Here is a 19829-nt window from a genome sequence, read left to right as displayed (position 1 = left end):
GGTAACGAGCTGTCACGGACCTCGAAACATGGGCGTTCGACCATGGAGTCATGGCCGAGACCACCACCGTCGACACTCTCTGCGCATACTGCGGGGTCGGGTGCGGAATGGTCCTGCACGTGTCGGCGCCCGACGGCGATCACCTGCCGCTGGTGACCAAGACCACCGGACGCAAAGACCACCCGACGAACTTCGGTCGGCTGTGTACCAAGGGCTCGACCACGTCTGACCTGCTCGCAGCACCGGGCCGGATGGAGAAGGCGTCGATGCGGACCAGTCGCGACGGCGAGCGGGAGTCCGTGGGCATCGACGAGGCCATCGGCTTCGCGGCGCGGCGCATGCGCGCGATCGCCGACGAACACGGCCCCGATTCTGTCGCGGTGTACGTCTCGGGTCAGATGTCGACGGAAGCCCAGTATCTGTCCAACAAGTTCACCAAGGGCTTCCTGCACAGCATCAACATCGAATCCAACTCGCGGTTGTGCATGGCCAGCGCGGGAACCGGATACAAGCAGTCCCTCGGCGCCGACGGGCCGCCCGGTTCCTATCAGGATTTCGACAACGCCGACCTTTTCCTGGTCATCGGCTCCAACATGGCCGACTGCCACCCGATCCTGTTCCTACGGATGATGGAGCGGGTCAAGGCGGGCGCGAAGCTCGTGGTCGTCGATCCGCGACGCACGGCCACCGCCGCGAAGGCCGACCTCTTCCTGCAGGTGGCGCCGGGCACCGATCTCGCACTGTTGAACGGGCTGCTGCATCTGCTGATCGAGGCCGATGCGGTCGATCACGACTTCGTCGCCGACTACACCGAGGGATTCGACGCCACCAAGGAGTTCGTCGCCGACTACACGCCCGCACACGTCAGTGAGATCACCGGCATCCCCGAGTCCGACATCCGCACCGCTGCCACCTGGATCGCCGAGTCCGCCAACTGGATGAGCTGCTGGACGATGGGTCTCAACCAGTCGGTCCACGGGACCTGGCACACCAACGCGTTGGTCAACCTGCACCTGGCCACAGGTGCGATCTGCCGTGTCGGTAGCGGACCGTTCTCGCTGACCGGACAGCCCAACGCCATGGGTGGCCGTGAAATGGGTTACATGGGGCCGGGACTTCCCGGCCAACGGGCGGTGCTGTCGGAAGCCGACCGTGACTTCTGCGAGGACGTCTGGGGAGTTCCACGAGGCTCCATTCGACCCGATGTCGGCGCAGGCACGATCGACATGTTCGACCAGATGGCGGCAGGCGAGATCAAGGCGTGTTGGATCATCTGCACCAATCCCGTTGCCAGCGTGGCCAACCGGTCGAAGGTGATCGAAGCACTGCAGCGATGTGAACTCGTCGTGGTGCAGGACGTCTTCGCCGAGAACGAGACCCTGCCGTACGCCGACGTGGCTCTGCCCGCCACACTGTGGACCGAGTCCGACGGCGTGATGATCAATTCCGAACGCAATCTCACCCTGTTCCAACGTGCGGTGTCGCCGCCGGGAGATGCTCTGCCCGACTGGGAGTTGATCTGCCGGATCGCCGCCGAGATGGGTTACCGTGACGGATTCTCCTTCGAGACGGCAGAAGAGGTATTCGACGAGATCAGGAGATTCTGGAACCCGAAGACCGGCTGGGACATTCGTGGCGCGAGTTACGCGCGGCTGCGGGAAACGCCGTTGCAATGGCCGTGCCCACCCGACGACGACGCCGACCGTCATCCGGTGCGCTATCTCAACGACGGTCGGAGCCAGACCAGGCTGACCCGAGCCGACGGCTCCGTCCCCGACTTCGTGTTCCCCACGCCCAGTGGCCGAGCCGTGTTCCACGCGCGCCCGTTCCTTCCGCCCGCCGAGATGCCGGACGACGAGTTCCCGCTGATCCTCAACACCGGACGACTGGCACACCAGTGGCACACCATGACCAAGACGGGACGTGTCGCGAAGCTCAACAAGCTCAATCCGGCACCCTTCGTCGAACTGCATCCCGACGATGCTGCGGCGCAACAGATCTCGGAGGGCGACTCCGTACGCATCCGGTCCCGGCGCGGTGCGGCGGTGCTTCCCGCGGTGATCACCGATCGGGTACGGCCGGGCAACTGCTTCGCGCCCTTCCACTGGAGTGACATGTTCGGCCCCGACGTCGCCATCAACGCCGTCACCAACGACGCCGTCGACCCGGCGTCGTTGCAACCCGAGTTCAAGGTCAGTGCTGTGGCGCTCGAGAAGGTGCCGACGCAGCTCGCCGCGCAGGCAACAGAAGCGATGCCCGCTGCCGGTTCGAGCCTTGCCGTGGCGCTGGGACTATCGACTGCACCTGCCCCTCCGGAACTGTCCGAGGTCGAGCAGGCGTACGTGGCCGGTGTGTTGACCGGTCTGCAGAGCGACGAATCCGTGGTGGGAGTGCCGGTGCTGCCTGCACAAGCACCGCTCTCCACGCAGCACCGCGCGTGGGTCGACGGCGTGCTGGCCGGCGCCTTCTCGCGCGTTGCGGGGACCACAGGGGAGCAGCGTCCGGCCACCGAGGGGGCCGACGAACCCGGTGCGTTGGCGCCGACGGTCGAGGTGCTGTGGGCATCGCAGACCGGCACGGTCGAGGACTTCGCCCCGACCGTGGCGGATTCGCTGGCGGCGACCGGAGTCACCGCGGTCACACGGACGCTCGACGACGCGGGTGTCGATGCTCTGACGTCCGAGGGGACCGTCCTGATCGTCACCTCGACCACCGGCGACGGCGACCCGCCGGACAACGCCAGCGCCTTCTGGGACGCTCTCAGCGGCGACGGCGCGCCGTCGTTGGCCGGGCTGCGGTATGGAGTCCTCGCCTTCGGCGACCCCAGTTACGACGAATTCTGCGGTTTCGGAAGGAAATTGGACGATCGACTCGCCCAGCTCGGCGCCACCCGGCTGGTGGAGCGAGCCGATTGCGAGCCGGACTTCGAGACCACCGCGCAGGGTTGGCTCGACGCGGTCACAGGGGAACTGGCAGCCGAGGTCGCGGCATCGGGGGGTGTCGCTACACCCGAGGCGCCTGAGGCCACGCCCGTCGACACCGCCCCGAGCGCGCAGCCCATTCCGTACGGCCGCAAGAACCCGTTGGTGACCTCCCTGATCCGCAACACCAGACTGAGCGTGCCCGGGTCGAGCAAAGACGTCCGTCAGTTCGGATTCGCGCTCCCCGACGACACCCTTACCTATGAGGCGGGAGACGCCCTGGTCGTCTGCCCGCGCAACAGTCCGGCGTACGTCGAGGAGTTCCTTGCCCTCACCGGGCTCGACGGCGATCAGATCATCACCCTCGGTGACGAAGAGATGCTGCTCTACCGCGCACTGTACGAGCGGCTCGACATCACGCGGATCACCCCGGGATTGTTGTCCTTCGTATCCGATCGTCATCGGTCAGCCGACCTCGCCGAACTACTACGCCCGGACAACCGTGACGTGCTCGACGACTGGATGTGGGGGCGACTGTCTGCCGACCTGCTCACCGCCTTCCCGGTCCGCGCGGCGGTGGACGAATGGCTCGATGTCATCAAACCCCTTGCGCCGCGCCAGTACTCGATTTCGTCGAGTCCGAAGGAGAACCCGAACGAGGCGCAGTTGACGGTGTCGGCGGTGCGCTACAACGTGCACGGTGTAGCGCGCCACGGCGTCTGCTCGACCTATCTCGCCGACCGCGCCGACGGCGACCCGATCAGTATCTGGGTGCAGCACTCGGCCCATTTCGCACCGCCCGCCGACCCGGACGCGCCGATGATCATGGTCGGTCCCGGTACCGGGATCGCACCGTTTCGCGGATTCCTGCACGAGCGTCGAGCGCTCGGACACACCGGGCGCAACTGGCTGTTCTTCGGTGAACAGCATGCGGCGACCGACTTCTACTATCGAGATGAGATCGAATCCTTCCGTGCCGACGGCTTTCTCACCGACCTCGACCTCGCGTTCTCGCGGGATCAGGAGCGCAAGGTCTACGTCCAGGACCGCATGATCGACAAAGGTGCGCAGTTGTGGCGCTGGCTCAACGAGGGTGCCTACTTCTACGTGTGCGGTGACAAGGCACGCATGGCGCGCGATGTCGACGCCGCACTGACCCGCGTCGTCGCCGAACACGGAAAGCTCTCCGGTCCCAGTGCCGAGGCCTACGTCAAGGCGCTCGCGGCCGAGAAACGGTACGTCCGAGACGTGTACTAGCAGTTCGTGAACAGCCCCACAGCATTACCGACCAGAGAGGCACCTTCCGCCCATGAGCGACACCAGCACTCCGCGATTCCTCCAGGGACGATTCCCCTTTGTCGGAAAGGGGTTCGAGTCCCTCGACGCGATCGACGCCTCCCTGGCCATCACGGTTCCCGACGGTGCCACGCTGCAGGCGGTGTACTTCCGCGGAGGTAACAGCACCGACTCGATGATCACGGTGGCGCTGATGCACAACGGTGAACCGGTGCGCTACTTCCCGATTCCGGCACAGGGCGCCACCCACGTGCCCCTACGACTCGTTGAGGACTTCATCGAGGGAGCCGAACTGTCCCTGGCGCTGACCGCACCCGCGTCGACGCAGGGGACGGTCGTCATCGACCTCGGATTGGTGGAGTTCTGATGCCGATGGACTCGCTCGTCGTCGTGGGCAACGGTATGGCGGGCGCGCGGACGATCGAGGAGATCATCGCCAGGGGCGGGGCGTCGCAGTTCGCGATCACCGTGTTCGGCGACGAACCGTACGGCAACTACAACCGCATTGCACTCTCGCATGTGCTCGCAGGCACCGATGCCCCCGACGACATCTACCTGAACACCGTCGACTGGTATCGCGACAACGACATCGACCTGCGGGCGGGCGTGCGGGTGGTCCGGATCGATCCGTACGCCAAAGTCGTGTTGGCCGACGACGGTTCGAGGGTCGGCTACGACAAACTCGTCATCGCGACGGGCAGTCGGGCGTTCTTCCCGCCGATCGACGGACTCTGGGTCGACGACACGACACTGCTCGGCGGGGTCTTCGGCTTCCGCAGTCTCGACGACACCAACGCCATCATCGAGCACGCGGGCGACGCAACGCACGCCGCGGTCATCGGTGGTGGGCTGCTCGGGCTCGAAGCCGCCTACGGGCTGCACGGTCGGGGACTCGACGCCACCGTCGTCCACTCGGGACCGATCCTCATGAACGCCCAACTCGACGACACCGGTGGTGCGGTCTTGCGCAGCGCGATCGAGTCAACAGGGCTCGAGGTGGTCACCGGTAAACGTACGACACACGCCTATGCCGACGCCGGGAACGCCATCACCGCGGTCGGATTCGCCGACGGGGAGCGGCTCGACTGCGATCTCTTGGTTCTCGCCACCGGGATTCGTCCCAACGTCGGTCTCGCTCGTGGTGCCGGTCTCACCGTCGAACGCGCGATCGTCGTCGACGACCACATGCGATCGATCGACGACGACGACATCTACGTCGTCGGCGAGTGCGCACAGCATCGTGGTCAGGTGTACGGGCTGGTCGCACCGCTGTGGGAGCAGGCGAAGGTGCTCGCCGATCACATCACCGCAGCGGATGCGTCGGCGTCGTATCGCGGTTCGCGGACGTCGACGAAACTCAAGGTCGCAGGGGTTGATGTGGCCCAGATGGGCGTCAAGGCACCAGAATTCGACGACGACGAGTTCCTGCAGTTCTACGAGCCGAGGCACGGCGTGTACAAGACCGTCGTGATCCGTGACAACAAGCTCGTCGGCGCCACGCTCGTCGGGGACGTCAGCAAGGTCTCGTTCCTCATGCAGGCGTTCGACCAGCGCAGCGAACTGCCAGACGAACGGCTCTCGCTCATGTTCGACATCGGAACACCGGGCGCCGCGACAGGAGTCGCCGAACTGTCCGACGACGCCCAGGTGTGCAACTGCAACGGAGTCGACAAGGCGACGATCGTCTCCTGCGTCGCAGACGGCACCACGTCGGTGTCCGGCGTGATGGCCGCGACACGTGCGGGCAAAGGCTGCGGGTCGTGCAAATCCCTTGTCGCGCAGGTCGTCGAATGGGCTGCCGGAGGCGTGGTCACCGAGGACCCTTCTGCGAACTGGTATGTGCCCGGTATTCCGTACGAGAAGCCGGAACTGATGCGGCTCATCCGAGAACTCAAGCTGTACTCGGTTCGGTCGGTGTTCGCCGCGCTCGCCCCGGACGGCAAAGAGGACGCCAACTCCAAGATGGGCCTGTCGTCGCTGCTCGAGATGATGTGGGGCGCCGACTTCATCGACGAACGCGCCGAGCGGTTCATCAACGACCGGGTGCACGCGAACATCCAGCGCGACGGCACATTCTCTGTCGTGCCGCAGATGAAGGGCGGTGTGACGAGTGTGGATCAACTACGCAGGATCGCCGATGTCGCCGAGAAGTACGACGTACCGATGATCAAGCTCACCGGCGGTCAGCGCATCGATCTGCTCGGCGTGCGCAAGGAGGATCTGCCGAATGTGTGGGCCGATCTCGACATGCCGTCGGGATATGCCTACGGCAAGAGTTTCCGCACCGTGAAAACCTGTGTGGGCAGCGACTTCTGCAGATTTGGTGTCGGTGACTCCACTGCTCTGGGAATTGCGCTGGAAGAGCGATATCAGGGAATCGCGGGTCCTGCCAAGATGAAACTCGCGGTCACCGGGTGCCCGCGCAACTGCGCCGAAGCCCTCTGCAAGGACCTCGGCGTCGTCGCGATCGACGGCGGCAGGTGGGAGATCTACGTGGGCGGCGCCGCGGGCGCGCATATCCGCAAAGGTGATCTGCTCGCGACCGTCGACAGCCCCGACGAGGTGATGACCCTGACCGGGCGATTCCTCCAGTACTACCGGGAGAACGCGAAATGGCTCGAGCGCACCTACGCCTGGGTGCCGCGGTACGGTATCGAGAAGATCCGGGCCGTCGTCGTCGACGATGCCGAAGGCATTGCGCAGCAACTCGATACCAACATGCAGCGCTCCGTCGACGCCTACCGCGATCCGTGGCAGGACGGCAAGGAGCCCGCCACACCCGGCCAGTTCCGTTCTGCACTGCCATTGTTGCCGCTGCCGCAGGTGCCGGTCCGATGAGCGAGGTCAGCATCGGCAACATCGCCGACATCCCACGCGGAGAGGGGCGCGCCTTCGGAGTGGCCGGCACCCAGGTGGCCGTGTTCCGACTGCGCGACGATTCGCTGCGTGCACTCGACGCCGTGTGCCCACACCGCGGTGGTCCGCTCGCCGACGCCCTGATCGACGATTGCGTCGTCGTCTGCCCGCTGCACAATCACACCTACGACCTGTCCACGGGCGACGAGGTCGCGTTCGGTGGGGCAGGTGTGCGCGCGTATCCGGTACGCGCCGATGCCGCGGGCGAGATCTCGGTCGACCTCGACTGATCGGGTAGGTCGGCCGACGCGATTCAAGTAGCCGACTACCCGATCGGTCCTGGTGTCGCCGCGTCACGCTGTGAGTCGGACCACGTCGCCGACGTGCGTCATCCCCTCCCATGGCGGGGTCGACTCCAGCCTGGGTGACACCGAGGAGAACCCATGAAGAAGTACACGGTCGTCGCGGGCGACACGCTTTCCCGGATCGCCGAAACCGAATACGGCGACGCTGATCTCTATCCGGTCATCGCGGCGTCGAACCAGCTCGCGAATCCGGACCACATCGAGGTTGGGCAGATCCTCGACATCCCGTATGTGACTCGCAGGCTTCAAGTGTGCGTCGTCGACCATCCGGCGTTGCGGCAGGAGATCACGCAGTTGGCCTACGGCACCACGGATCCCGCGACTCAACTGATGTGGGAGATCGCCAACGGGGTGGCTCAGCATCCCATCGAGAACCGTGCCTGGCTGAGGATGCCGGATCTGGGTGACGAGGCAACCACGTACACGTCACCGTTCGACCAGACACTGACCGTCGTCGCGCAGGAGTTCTACGGCGACGGTGATCTGGCGGGCGTCATCAGAGCGGTCAATGGTCTCGGCTCCCAAGAGGTGTCGAAGGGTCAGGTCCTGCGTATTCCGGGACTCAACCAGCGCGTGAGCGTCGGAGGCGAGACCATCTTCGGCATCTGCTCGGCGCAGTACGGATCAGACGACGACATCGACACGTGGGTGCAGGTCGTCGCCGCCGCGAACAATCTGGCATTTCCCTTCACGCTGGTCTCGGGACAGACGCTGCTGATGCCCTCATGAGGGCGCCGTGGTCGACGCCGCCCGCGTGCACCGACCCGATCAGGCGTCGGCGGCGACCCTGTCCTTGAGGAGCAGCCGCACGGTGAGCTCGAGTCGATTGGTGACGTCGGTGGCTGACGCGCGGCGGGTGAGCCACTGGACCAGATTCGACATCCACACATCCGAGAGCACCCGGGCGATGGCGAGTTCCTCGTCGCTCGGCTCGCCCTCGTCGACAATCGCACCGGCGAAGAGGCGGTCGATGATCGAGGCGACCTGGTCGACCTCGGCGGTCGCCGACGCGTCGGCGAACATGAACGCACGGGTCATGGCCTCGGTCAGCAGCGGGTCGCGCTGCATGGCGAACGTGATCATGTCCAGCACGTGCCGAAGTCGTTCGATCGCGTTGTCGCCCTGCAGCTGCGAGCGGTCGACGCGTGTCTCGACGCGCTCGAATTCGCGAGCGAGCGCGGTCACCAGCAGGTGCACCTTCGACGGGAAGTAGCGGTACAGGGTGCCGACTGCGACGTCGGCCTTCTCGGCGACGGTCCGCATCTGCACGGCGTCGTATCCGCCCTTGGAGGCGAGTGCGAGAGTGGCGTCGAGAATGCGCCGTCGACGGTCGCGTTGCGCAGCGGAACCGCTTTCGGTCGTCGACGCCGCGCCGCCCGAGGGTGCGGACGGCTCAGTGCCCTGCTTCTGGGGGGCCGCCTTCGACGAGGTTCCCTTGCTCGGACTCGGTGCCGACTTCTGTGGCACGGCATCTTCGGACGACCGGGTCATGTGTAGGCGACATCCTCATCTCGTACCCTCCGACGCCCGCGGGTGTCGAAAGCCTGGTGGACAAATACCCCCGTGGACTATTAGAACAGGTTCTAATTCTTCGCCACAACCGACATGCAGAGGATTTCAGCGTGAGCCTTGCCACGTCCGCCGAACAGCTCGCCGTCTGCGAGGCCATCTCCGGGTGGGCGACACGACGCCGCACCACCGACATCATACGTGCTGACCTGGAGAAATCGCGCGATCAGTGGCGCGAGCTGTTTCCGGAGCTGGCCGAACTGGGACTGTTCGCCGCACTGTTGGACGAATCACAGGGCGGTGTCGGCGCGACGTTCGCCGACGTGGCCGCGATGGTCGAGCAATGTGGCACGAGTCTGGTGCCGGGCCCCATCGGCGAGACCCTGGTGGCGGCACTCGCGGTGTCGATGTCGGTGGAATCCCACGCGGCGGGATTGCTCGACGCACTGGCGTCCGGACAGGTCGGTGCTGCGGTTCCGGCGCTCGCGCGGGCTGGTGCCGAGGCGGTCGTGTCCGATGGCGGGGTGGATCTCGGCGTCGTCGTCGGATATGTGGACGGCAGCGCGGTGCTCACGAGACTCACCGGCACGGGCGTCGAGGCCGGCTGGCACGTGATCCCGCCGGGTGTTGGCGAGCGGGAAGTCGTGCCGATGGCGAGTGTCGACGGTCGGGGATCGGTGAGTCGTCTGTGGATCACCGGGGTCGACCCCGACGATCTGCTCGTCGTGGACGACGGTGACTTGATCACGGGCGCGTTGTCGGCGACTGCGGCGGCGTACGCCAGCGGAGTGACGCGGTGGGCGCTCGACGCCGCCGTCGCCTACGCCAAGGTGCGTACCCAGTTCGGCGCGCCGATCGGTTCCTTCCAGGCCGTCAAGCACATCTGTGCCGACATGCTCTGCCGCAGCGAACAGGTCACGGCCGCGGCATGGGACCTCGCGCGTGCGGTCGACGACGCGCTGGCGGCTCCACCTGGTGCGGATGCCGGGGAGTCCGTCCGCGACCAACTCGCGTTCAGCCGACTCGCCACCGATGTGCTGATCGCGTCGTTGCCCGTCGCCACCGCCGAGGACTGTATCCAGGTGCTCGGCGGCATCGGATTCACTTTCGAGCACGACGCTCACCTCTATCTGCGCGCCGCATTGTCGATGCGTGCGGCAACGGCGGCGGCGTCGGCGCAGCGTGAGCACCTCGGCCGTCTCGGCATGCTCGGCGGCCGACGACGCTTCGAACTCGACCTCAGCTCCGTCGAACACCGACGCGACGCCATCCGGGCCGAGATCGCCGAGATCGCCGCGGTCGCACCGGAGGAGAGGCGACAACTGCTCGCCGAATCCGGTTATCTCACACCGCATTGGCCCCCGCCGCACGGACTCGGTGCCGACCCGGCACTGCAGTTGCTCATCGATGCGGAATTCGAACGCGCGGGCATCGAGCGGCCCGACCTGGTGATCGGTGCCTGGGCGATCCCGACCATCCTCGAACACGGAACCGATGAGCAGCGAACGCGCTTCGTGCGCCCGACCCTCGTCGGGGACATCGTCTGGTGTCAGCTGTTCAGCGAGCCCGAGGCGGGCTCCGACCTCGCGTCGCTGCGGACGAGGGCCACCCGCGTCGACGGCGGGTGGAACCTGTCGGGTCAGAAGATCTGGACATCGCAGGCACACAACGCGCAATGGGGGATCTGTCTGGCGCGCACCGATTCCGAGGCGCCCAAACACAAGGGTATCACCTACTTCCTCGTGGACATGTCCTCGAGCGGCATCGACATCCGCCCGCTACGCGAGCTGTCGGGTCAGGCGAACTTCAACGAGGTCTTCCTCGACGACGTGTTCGTTCCCGACGAGTGCGTCGTCGGTGAGCTCAACGGTGGCTGGCGGCTGGCCAGGACGACGCTCGCCAACGAACGTGTAGCGATGGGCGGGTCGGGTCTCGGCAAGGAGATGGATGCGTTACTCGGTCAGATCGAATCGATGGATCGGGAACTGACCGGCGACGAGCTGCGGCGGCTCGGCGAGTTGGTCGCCGACGCGCACGTCGGACGCGTCCTCGACGCTCTCGCGGTAGCCAGGCGGTTGGCGGGCCACGATCCCGGTGCGGTGTCGAGCGTGCGCAAACTGATCGGTGTCGCGCACCGCCAGTCGGTGCCCGAGTTCGGTCTCGATCTACTAGGTGTCGATGGAGTCGGGGCGAGTGACGCTGCCGACCAGCTACTGCAGAACAGGTGCCTGTCGATCGCGGGCGGCACCACGCAGATCCTTCGCACAGCGGCTGCGGAACGAATTCTCGGTCTGCCCCGTCACTGAAAGGTCGTCGGTACGGGGAATCAGCAGATCAACTGCCAATTCGCCCACGCGCACGGTCCAGTCTGATACAACTAGAACGAGTTCTAGTTTTGTAGGTGGGTCGAGAAGGGATCGTCGGTGGATTTCGGCATGGACAGCCCGGCACAAGCGGTCGCCGATGTGGCCCGAGACGTGTTCGCGCGACACGAGCCCGACTGGACCTCACTCTTCGGAGGACGTGCCGTTGCGGGCGAATCGACCGAGCAGGTCGCACACCGCGAGGACTTCGACCGTCCGCTCTGGACGTCGTTGCGCGACGCCGGGTTGTTGTCCCTGCCGCTCCCGGAATCCCTCGGCGGCGACGACCTCCGCGTCGCCGAGCTGTTGCCGTTGCTCCGCCAGTTGGGTTCGGCAGCCGCGGTCACGCCCGCGCTCGGCACCCTCACGTCGGCTCTGTTCCTCCAGACACTCGACGATGCCGCGCGCGACCGCTGCTCACCCACGTGTGCCGGCGGCACGTGGCATGCCGTCGCCATCGGCGAGCCGGGCGACGCGTTGACGTCGACGCCGCGCACCACGCTGCGTGACGGTCGGCTGTCGGGCACCAAGACCGGTGTGCTGCATGCCCACGGTGCGTCGACACTGCTGACCGCGAGTGATGCGGGGGTGGTTGCGGTTGCTGCCGATGCAGACGGGGTGTCGATCACGCGCACACCGACCTCGAGCGGTTGGGGCGAGTACACCGTGCGCTTCGACGACGTCGGGATCGCCGACACCGATGTGCTGTGCAGCGACGTCGCGCCGCTGCGCGACCGGTTCCGCCTCGCGTTGACCGCGTATGCCGACGGCCTCGTCGCGGGCGCCACCCGCATCACCGCCGACCACGTGTCCAACCGCAACCAGTTCGGTAAGCCGATCGCGCTCTTCCAGGCGGTGGGCCAGCAGCTCGCCGACATCTACGTGGTGGGCCGCTCACTCACGTTGTCGACGACCGCAGCAGCATGGCGACTGTCCGAAGGTCTCGACGCACAACAGGATCTGGGAATCGCCTCGTATTGGACGGCAGCAGAGATCCCCGCGGCGATGAGGACGATGACTCACCTGCACGGCGGCGTCGGGGTCGATCTCACTTATCCGTTGCATCGCTATTTCTCGATCGCGAAGGACGTCGCCCGACTTGTCGGGGGAGCGAACGCACGTCTCGACGAACTCGCCGGGACGTCGAGTTCCTGACCATGCCAACAGGATTCGGTCACCACACGTACGTCGTACAGAACACACCGCACAGGGGACGCAACCGATGTTCATAGACCTCACGCCGGAGCAGAAGCGACTGCGCACCGAACTGCGTGAGTACTTCGCCGACCTGGTGGGCCCGGGGGCCGCGAAGATCATGCTCACGGAGCGGCACGGACCCACGTATCGGGACGTGATCGCACAGATGGGACGCGACGGTTGGCTCGGTGTCGGTTGGCCGAAGGAATACGGCGGCAAGGGTTTCGGCGAGATCGAGCAGCAGATCTTCACCAACGAGGCTGTGCGCGCCGATGTGCCGCTACCCGCGGTGACCCTCCAGACCGTCGGGCCTACCCTGCAGGCACACGGAACCGATGAGCAGAAGGATCTCTTCCTGCCCCGAATTCTCGCCGGCGACGTGCATTTCGCGATCGGCTACACCGAGCCGGAGGCGGGCACCGACCTGGCCTCGCTCACCACCACCGCGGTGCGCGAGGGCGATCACTACGTGGTCAACGGCCAGAAGATCTTCACCACGGGTGGCCACGACGCCGACTACATCTGGCTGGCCGTGCGCACCGACAAGTCGGCACCGAAGCACAAGGGCATCTCGATTCTCATCGTCGACACCTCGGATCCCGGATTCAGCTGGACGCCCATCATCACCGCGGACGGCGCGCATCACGTGAATGCCACGTACTACAACGACGTTCGCGTGCCGGTGTCGATGCGGGTGGGCGACGACGCCGACGGGTGGAAGCTCATCACCACCCAGCTCAACCACGAGCGGGTGATGCTGGGGCCCGCCGGGCGCATCGAAGGCCTTGCCGCCCGCGTGCGGGAGTGGGCCTCGCGGCCGGGTCCCGACGGCACGGTGATCGCCAAGCACACCGACGTCGCACGCGCACTGGCGGAGATCGACGCCTACGCGCGCATCAACGAACTGCTCAACTGGCAGGTCGCCTCGACCGGCGAGGCGATCTCCATGGCCGACGCGGCGGCGACCAAGGTCTTTGCGACGGAACGGGTGCAGAAGGTGTGCCGGATGGTCGACGAGATCGTCGGCCGCTACGGCGACTTCACCGATCCCGACACCGCGGCACTCGTCGAATGGCTAGACGTGCAGGAGAAGCGGAACGCTGTGATCACGTTCGGTGGTGGGGTGAACGAGGTGATGCGAGACATGATCGGCACCGCAGGACTCGGATTGCCCAGGGCCAAGCGATGACGGGTGAGGCGATGACGGGTGAGGCGATGACGGGTGAGCCGATGACCGGCGACCGCTCCGTCGAGAACATCCGTACCGCCGCGCAGGCCATCATCGATGCCGGTGCGAGCCGCCCGGTGTACGGGCGCGATCCGGTGAACCGACCGATGATCAACAACTGGGTCGAGGCCATCGGCGACACCAACCCCGTCTACGTCGACGACGACGCCGCTCGAGCAGCCGGACACCCCGGGGTCGTCGCACCACCTGCCATGGCGCAGGTGTGGACGATGCGCGGGCTGCACGGGATGCGCGCCGACGACGATCCTCTGGGGCGGGCGTCGGAGCTCTTCGACGAGGCGGGATACACGTCGGTGGTCGCGACCAACTGTGACACCACCTATCACCGCTATCTGAGTGTGGGCGAACAGGTCTCGTTGTCGGCCGAGCTGGTTGACATCGCCGGACCCAAGCAGACAGCCCTCGGGGAGGGATGGTTCTTCACCACGCGTAACACGTGGTCGGTCGGCGACGAGGTCGTCGCCGAGATGGATTTCCGCATCCTGAAGTTCAGGCCACCCGAGTCGGCGCCGTCGGAGATCGGGGCCGAGGGCGTACCCGCAGATCTGGATCCCGCACACATGTTGCGGCCCAGCGCGTCCGGTGACACGGCATTCTTCTGGGAGGGCGTTGCCGCCCACGAACTGCGCATCCAACAGACGGCCGACGGTTCGCTGCGTCATCCGCCGATCCCCGCGACGTGGAAGCCGCGGGACTCCGACGGGACAGTGCCGACGACGGACTACGTGGTAGCTCCTGGCACCGGCACGGTGTACAGCTACGTGGTGCACCGTGCGCCCAAGGTGCCCGGACGTGAACTCCCCTTCGTGGTCGCGCTCGTCGAACTCGACAGACCTGATGCCATCAGGGACGGGGACAGCGCGGGCAAGCCGCTCGCGGCGCCCATCCGCATGCTCGGTGAGCTGCGCGACACCGACCCTGCGGACGTGCACATCGGCCAGCGCGTCGAGGCGATGTTCCTCGACTTCCCCGCCGACGAGGCATCAGGAACCGACGCCTGGACGCTGTATGCGTGGCGCCCGACAGCAGAGGAGACGCAGTGACCACGAGCGCAGTTCCGACCGTCGAGGTGGGAACGACGTTGCCGCCGCTGACGATCGACGCGACTCCTACGTTCATCGTGTCGACGGCGCTGGCGACCCGCGACTTCCAGGACGTACACCACGACCGCGATCTGGCGCAGGCCAAGGGGTCCGAGGACATCTTCGTCAACATCCTCACCGACACAGGACTCGTCGAACGCTTCGTCACCGACTGGGCGGGTCCGACGTCGAGAATCCGGTCGATCAGACTCAAACTCGGTGTGCCGTGGTATGCCTACGACTCGTTGACATTCAGCGGTGAGGTGACCGAGGTCGACGGAGATCTGGTCACCGTGGCCGTCACCGGAACCAATGCGCTCGGCAAACACGTGATCTCGACGGTCACGCTCACCTGGGGAGGTCACTGATGGGTAGCCTGTCCGGTGCAACGTCGATCGCCGGGATCGGTGCCACCGAGTTCTCCAAGAACTCCGGGCGCAGCGAACTGCGATTGGCGGCCGAGGCGGTACAGTCGGCTCTCGCCGACGCGGGACTGACCCCTGCTGACGTCGACGGTCTGGTGAGCTTCACCATGGACACCAACGCAGAGATCGCGGTCGCCCGAGCGGTGGGAATCCCCGAACTCACCTACTTCTCGCGCATCCACTACGGCGGGGGTGCAGCCTGCTCGACGGTGCAGCAGGCAGCGATGGCCGTGGCCACGGGAGTCGCCGACGTCGTCGTGGCATATCGGGCGTTCAACGAACGGTCGGGATTGCGCTTCGGACAGGTCAACTCGGCTGTGGCCAATCAGGAGAACTCGTCGGGGACCGACAACGCGTTCAGCTATCCCCATGGCCTGTCGACCCCGGCGGCATTCGTCGCCATGGTCGCACAGCGATATCTGCACGAGTTCGGCGCCACCAGTGAGGATTTCGGACGCATCGCCGTCGTCGATCGTCAGCATGCCGCCAACAATCCCGAGGCCTTCTTCTACGGCAAGCCCATCACGCTCGCCGATCACCAGAATTCGCGCTACATCGCCGAGCCGCTGCATCTGCTCGACTGCTGTCAGGAATCCGACGGCGGTGTGGCCATCGTCGTCGTGTCGGCCGAGCGTGCCCGGGATCTGCGCAATCCGCCCGCGGTGATCTCGGGAGCGGCGTCGGGCAGTGGGGTCGACCAGTTCATCATGACCAGCTACTACCGTGACGAACTGGCAGCGCTTCCGGAAATGGGCCTGGTGGGTAGGCAACTCTGGTGCCAGTCGGGACTGCGACCCGACGACATGGACGCGGCGATCCTCTACGACCACTTCACGCCGTACACGCTGCTGCAGTTGGAGGAATTGGGATTCTGTGGCCGCGGCGAGGCGCCGGATTTCGTTCGCGAACCGGGCGCGTTGGAGGTGGGCGGTCGACTCCCACTCAACACCCACGGCGGGCAACTGGGCGAGGCCTACATCCACGGGATGAACGGAATAGCGGAGGCGGTACGGCAAGTGCGGGGAACGTCGGTGAACCAGGTGCCGGGAGCCCGGCGGGTGGTGGTGACAGCCGGAACGGGCGTCCCGACAAGCGGTTTGGTGTTGACGGCGGCTTAGGAGAGTTGGCGGCGTGAGCGCCGCGCCCGCGCGGTGAACGCAGGACGAACAACGACATGGGTCGACAAGCAGTGCAGCAAGAGGAGCCAGAAGCAATGAAATTCAACCTCGCCGACGTTTTCGAGACGGTCGCCGATTCTGTCCCCGAGCGGATCGCCCTCAGTTACGGCGGGCGCCAGATCAGTTATGCCGAACTCGACCGACTCGCCAATCAGGTCGCGCACCTGTTCGCCGCGCACGGCATCGGACTCGACGACAACGTGTCGCTGTTCCTCAAGAACAGCGTCGAACACGTCACGAGCCTGCTCGGTCTGCTGAAGGTCCGAGCGGTCCCGGTCAACGTCAACTATCGCTACACCAATGCCGAGCTCGGCTACATCTTCGACAACTCCGACTCGCGGGGGATCGTCGTCGAGGAACCGGATCATCAGCGTAGCGTCGCCACTCTTCTCGCCGAATTACCTCTGGTGCGAACGGTCTTCGTGATCGGAGACGTCGTCGACGAGCTCAGTGCCGCCGCGCGTGACCTGCCGGACGGCCGGACGGTGGAGGTCGTGTCGTTCGGCGAGTCCGAGGAACTCCCCGACAAGAGGGACTTCGAGGAGCGCACCGGTGACGAGCACTACCTGCTCTACACGGGCGGTACCACCGGGTATCCGAAGGGTGTCATCTGGAGTCACGACGACTTCTTCCGCAAGCCGATCTCGGGCGGCAACCCGTACGGTGAGGCACGCAAGGACCTCGCCGAGATCGGTGCCGCGGTCAAGGATTTCCCGTCGATCGCCTTCAACATCGCCGCACCGCTGATGCACGGCGCGGCGTCGTATTCGTTGTTCACCTTCCTCACGCTCGGTGGGCGGTTGGTGCTGATGCGCGATTTCGATCCCGAGGCCATCGTGTCGGGTATCGAGTCGGAGCAGATCCAGATCATCCTCATCGTGGGCGACGCGATGGGTATGCCGCTCGTGGACGAACTCGAACGACGCAAGGGTGAGGTCGATCTGTCGTCGTTGTTCTCCATCACCTCCGGCGGGGCTATCTGGTCACAGCACGTGCGGGAGAGGATGGCCGCGGTCAAACCCGATCTGGTGCTGCGCGACAACTTCGGGGCCTCCGAATCGGGCAACGACGGCGAGATCGTGATGGACGACGACGGGAATCTCCGCGTGCCGCCGACAGACAAGATGATGGTCGTCGACGAGTCACTGAGCGAAATCGTTCCCGGCTCGGGCGATGTCGGGTACATCGCCCGCATCGGCAACGTCCCTCTCGGCTACTACAAGGACGAGGCGAAGTCGGCCAAGACATTTCCGACACTGCCGGACGGTCGACGCATCTCGATCCTCGGCGACATGGGAACGGTCGAGGCCGACGGCACGATCGTGTTCCTCGGACGTGGTTCGCAGTGCATCAACACCGGGGGCGAGAAGGTGTACGCCGAAGAGGTCGAGGCGACCCTCCACGCACACCCCGCCGTCGCCGACGCGTTGGTGGTTCCCGTACCGGACGCCAGATACGGCCAGAAAGTCGGAGCGGTGGTAGCGGTCGCCGACGGCGAGCCCGAGCCGACCCTCGAAGACTTGCAGCTGCATTGTCGCGAATCGCTTGCCGGCTACAAGGTTCCGCGGGTCGTCGTGTTCGTGGACGAGGTCAAGCGGACTCCCGCGGGCAAGGCCGACTACAAGTGGGCGAAGGCGACCGCCGCTGACGCGCCCGCGACGCCGGAATCGGCTGGGGTGTGACTCTCGGCGTGGGTGCATCCGATTCGCTCTCGTGAATGCTCGGCATCCGCTGCGTGTCGCCCGGTCAATGTATACGGTGTTCAGCGTGAGTGAACGCAGCAGAGTCGGACGTCGGGTGGGCGTGTTGGTGACGGCCGTGGCAATCGCCGTGGGAACCACGGCGGCGGTCACGGGTGCTCCGCCTGCGGACGCAGCGCCAACCGGGGCGCCGGGCGCCGTTGTCTCGACCGCGCCGCTGCCCGCACGGATCACCGTTCCCGGTGCCGTCGACGCCAAGCGGATCACCTACTGGACCAAGGGCGTACGCGAGGCGCCCGCGTTGTCGAGTGGCGCCGTGTACCTACCGCCGGGAACGCCTCCCAAGGGCGGCTGGCCCGTCATCGCCTGGGCACACGGAACGACGGGTCTCGCCGACCACTGCGCGTACTCGATCGGGGGACCTGTTGCGGTCGAGCGTGACTGGGACTACCTGCACTCGTGGATGTCTCAGGGCTACGCGGTGGTCGCGTCCGACTACGTCGGGTTGGGTACTCCCGGCAACCATCCGTATCTGAACGGCCGGGTCGAGGCACACAGCATCGTCGACAGTGTGAAGGCCGCGCGGGCGGTCTACCCGCAGTTGTCGCGGAAGTGGGCGGTCGTCGGGCAGTCGCAGGGTGGCGGTGCCGCGATCACCACAGCGCGGTACGCAACCGAGTTCGGCGGCAAGGACCTCGACTATCGCGGTGCCGTCGGGACCGGTGTGCCCGCCTACATCGAGAATCTGGTCGCCGCGCTCGGGCGCCCGTCGCCGGTCCCGCTCGGCGGGGTCTCGCCCAACACCACGATCTACGTGATGTACATCCTGTCCGGCCTGCGAACGACGTTTCCCGAGTGGAACATCAACTCGTTCCTGACGCCGTACGGGCGTTACTGGGTGGACGAGGCCGAAACGCTCTGCGACTCCGACGACGAACTGGGCGGGCTGGTGCGCTCCCAGAAGGTCGACCCCGGAAAGCTGTTGAGCCGCCCGCTGACCGAGATCCCCGGCTTCCAGGCCACGCTCACCGAGTACATGGGCATCCCCGAATACGGATACGACAAACCGTTCTTCATCGGGCAGGGCGGCCGCGACACCGACGTCAACACACCAGGTGTGCTGCTGCTCGTCTCACGGCTCAAAGCGAACAATCAGCCCGTGACCTTCCGCTTCTATCCCGACAAGGATCACAGCGGCACGGTCAACGCGTCGAAGGTCGACTCGATCCCGTTCGTGGCGAACCTGTTCCGCTGATCCAACCCGTCGAGGTCAGCCGAACGCGCTCAGCCCCGCCCACAGCGCGAGCACGGTGGTGATCAGCGTCAGCGGTACCGACACGGCGCCGAGTTTCAGGTACACGTGCGACGACGTCGACGCCGAGTGCTGGCGCATCACATCGCGCCACAGCAGGTTGGCGAGTGATCCGAACACCGCGAGGTTGGGTCCGATGTTGACACCGAGCAGTACGGCGAGAACCAGTGCGGGCTGACCGGACACCAGCGGGACCAGCAGCAGTGTCGCCGGAAGGTTGTTGAAGAGGTTCGCTGCCACCGCGGCGATGATCGCGGCGCACAGCAGCGCCACGAGCCCGGTACCCGACGGCATCAACGTCGAGAAGAGATCACCGACAGGTCCGTTCCGCACAGGCAGGATGATCACGCCCAGTGCTGCCACGAAGATCAAGAAC

15 protein-coding genes are annotated in these 19829 nt (G+C 65.8%); 13 read left to right on the top strand and 2 right to left on the bottom strand.

The window, feature by feature from the left end; all coding sequences use genetic code 11:
• The first annotated feature begins 50 nt into the window (after positions 1–50).
• The 5 genes from GOOTI_RS23635 (at position 51) to GOOTI_RS27120 (ending at position 8167) form a co-directional block, all read left to right on the top strand.
• The gene (locus tag GOOTI_RS23635) at positions 51–4178 is read left to right on the top strand and encodes a bifunctional nitrate reductase/sulfite reductase flavoprotein subunit alpha (RefSeq protein WP_007241127.1); all 4128 of its coding nucleotides are present in this window, start codon (positions 51–53) and stop codon (positions 4176–4178) included.
• A 52-nt stretch (positions 4179–4230) separates the two neighbouring features.
• Positions 4231–4584, top strand: a complete 354-nt coding sequence (locus tag GOOTI_RS23630) for a hypothetical protein (RefSeq protein WP_007241126.1) — start codon at positions 4231–4233, stop codon at positions 4582–4584.
• On the top strand, positions 4584–7055 hold the full coding sequence (gene nirB / locus GOOTI_RS23625) for a nitrite reductase large subunit NirB (RefSeq protein WP_007241125.1): 2472 nt from the start codon (positions 4584–4586) through the stop codon (positions 7053–7055). Before GOOTI_RS23630 ends, nirB begins: the two co-directional genes overlap by 1 nt.
• Positions 7052–7363: a Rieske (2Fe-2S) protein gene (locus GOOTI_RS23620; protein ID WP_007241124.1), complete on the top strand. Its 312-nt coding sequence runs from the start codon at positions 7052–7054 to the stop codon at positions 7361–7363. The genes nirB and GOOTI_RS23620 overlap by 4 nt, the downstream gene beginning before the upstream one ends.
• Positions 7364–7516: 153 nt before the next feature.
• The gene (locus GOOTI_RS27120) at positions 7517–8167 is read left to right on the top strand and encodes a LysM peptidoglycan-binding domain-containing protein (RefSeq protein WP_007241123.1); all 651 of its coding nucleotides are present in this window, start codon (positions 7517–7519) and stop codon (positions 8165–8167) included.
• A 39-nt stretch (positions 8168–8206) separates the two neighbouring features.
• Here GOOTI_RS27120 and kstR read toward each other — a convergent pair whose 3' ends face one another.
• Positions 8207–8929: a cholesterol catabolism transcriptional regulator KstR gene (gene kstR, locus GOOTI_RS23610; protein WP_007241122.1), complete on the bottom strand. Its 723-nt coding sequence runs from the start codon at positions 8927–8929 to the stop codon at positions 8207–8209.
• Between the two features lie 131 nt (positions 8930–9060).
• Here kstR and GOOTI_RS23605 point away from each other — a divergent pair, with 131 nt between their 5' ends.
• From GOOTI_RS23605 to GOOTI_RS23570, 8 genes are all read left to right on the top strand, one after another.
• Entirely contained in the window at positions 9061–11253 is a 2193-nt protein-coding gene (locus GOOTI_RS23605) for an acyl-CoA dehydrogenase family protein (RefSeq protein WP_007241121.1), read from the top strand.
• Between the two features lie 117 nt (positions 11254–11370).
• A complete protein-coding gene (locus GOOTI_RS23600) occupies positions 11371–12465 on the top strand; it encodes an acyl-CoA dehydrogenase family protein (RefSeq protein ID WP_007241120.1) in 1095 nt (364 codons plus the stop codon).
• 67 nt (positions 12466–12532) lie between these two features.
• Positions 12533–13696, top strand: coding sequence for an acyl-CoA dehydrogenase family protein (locus tag GOOTI_RS23595; protein ID WP_007241119.1), 1164 nt, complete (start codon positions 12533–12535; stop codon positions 13694–13696).
• Positions 13697–13707: 11 nt separating this feature from the next.
• Positions 13708–14799, top strand: coding sequence for a bifunctional MaoC family dehydratase N-terminal/OB-fold nucleic acid binding domain-containing protein (locus GOOTI_RS23590; protein WP_007241118.1), 1092 nt, complete (start codon positions 13708–13710; stop codon positions 14797–14799).
• A complete protein-coding gene (locus GOOTI_RS23585) occupies positions 14796–15206 on the top strand; it encodes a MaoC family dehydratase (RefSeq protein WP_007241117.1) in 411 nt (136 codons plus the stop codon). Before GOOTI_RS23590 ends, GOOTI_RS23585 begins: the two co-directional genes overlap by 4 nt.
• Entirely contained in the window at positions 15206–16381 is a 1176-nt protein-coding gene (locus tag GOOTI_RS23580; protein ID WP_007241116.1) for a lipid-transfer protein, read from the top strand. Before GOOTI_RS23585 ends, GOOTI_RS23580 begins: the two co-directional genes overlap by 1 nt.
• Before the next feature lie 95 nt (positions 16382–16476).
• Positions 16477–18123 (top strand): AMP-binding protein, encoded by a 1647-nt coding sequence (locus tag GOOTI_RS23575; RefSeq protein WP_007241115.1) that lies wholly within the window; start codon positions 16477–16479, stop codon positions 18121–18123.
• 67 nt (positions 18124–18190) lie between these two features.
• Positions 18191–19396, top strand: a complete 1206-nt coding sequence (locus GOOTI_RS23570) for an alpha/beta hydrolase family protein (protein WP_039994635.1) — start codon at positions 18191–18193, stop codon at positions 19394–19396.
• Between the two features lie 15 nt (positions 19397–19411).
• Here GOOTI_RS23570 and GOOTI_RS23565 read toward each other — a convergent pair.
• Positions 19412–19829 (bottom strand): ArsB/NhaD family transporter (locus GOOTI_RS23565; RefSeq protein ID WP_007241113.1); only part of this gene is annotated, 418 nt, incomplete at its 5' end.

This window comes from Gordonia otitidis NBRC 100426, from assembly GCF_000248075.1.
Classification (GTDB): domain Bacteria; phylum Actinomycetota; class Actinomycetes; order Mycobacteriales; family Mycobacteriaceae; genus Gordonia; species Gordonia otitidis.
Note: the sequence above shows the minus strand (reverse complement) of the source record. Positions and strands in the feature narration are given on the sequence as shown.

Excerpts from the sequence above, each read along its gene's own strand:
- GOOTI_RS23590 (WP_007241118.1), top strand. The coding sequence starts at position 13,708 with ATGACGGGTGAGGCGATGACGGGTGAGCCGATGACCGGCGACCGCTCC.
- GOOTI_RS27120 (WP_007241123.1), top strand. The coding sequence starts at position 7,517 with ATGAAGAAGTACACGGTCGTCGCGGGCGACACGCTTTCCCGGATCGCC.
- GOOTI_RS23570 (WP_039994635.1), top strand. The coding sequence starts at position 18,191 with ATGTATACGGTGTTCAGCGTGAGTGAACGCAGCAGAGTCGGACGTCGG.
- GOOTI_RS23630 (WP_007241126.1), top strand. The coding sequence starts at position 4,231 with ATGAGCGACACCAGCACTCCGCGATTCCTCCAGGGACGATTCCCCTTT.
- GOOTI_RS23620 (WP_007241124.1), top strand. The coding sequence starts at position 7,052 with ATGAGCGAGGTCAGCATCGGCAACATCGCCGACATCCCACGCGGAGAG.
- GOOTI_RS23575 (WP_007241115.1), top strand. The coding sequence starts at position 16,477 with ATGAAATTCAACCTCGCCGACGTTTTCGAGACGGTCGCCGATTCTGTC.
- GOOTI_RS23595 (WP_007241119.1), top strand. The coding sequence starts at position 12,533 with ATGTTCATAGACCTCACGCCGGAGCAGAAGCGACTGCGCACCGAACTG.
- GOOTI_RS23635 (WP_007241127.1), top strand. The coding sequence starts at position 51 with ATGGCCGAGACCACCACCGTCGACACTCTCTGCGCATACTGCGGGGTC.
- nirB (WP_007241125.1), top strand. The coding sequence starts at position 4,584 with ATGCCGATGGACTCGCTCGTCGTCGTGGGCAACGGTATGGCGGGCGCG.
- GOOTI_RS23580 (WP_007241116.1), top strand. The coding sequence starts at position 15,206 with ATGGGTAGCCTGTCCGGTGCAACGTCGATCGCCGGGATCGGTGCCACC.
- kstR (WP_007241122.1), bottom strand. The coding sequence starts at position 8,929 with ATGACCCGGTCGTCCGAAGATGCCGTGCCACAGAAGTCGGCACCGAGT.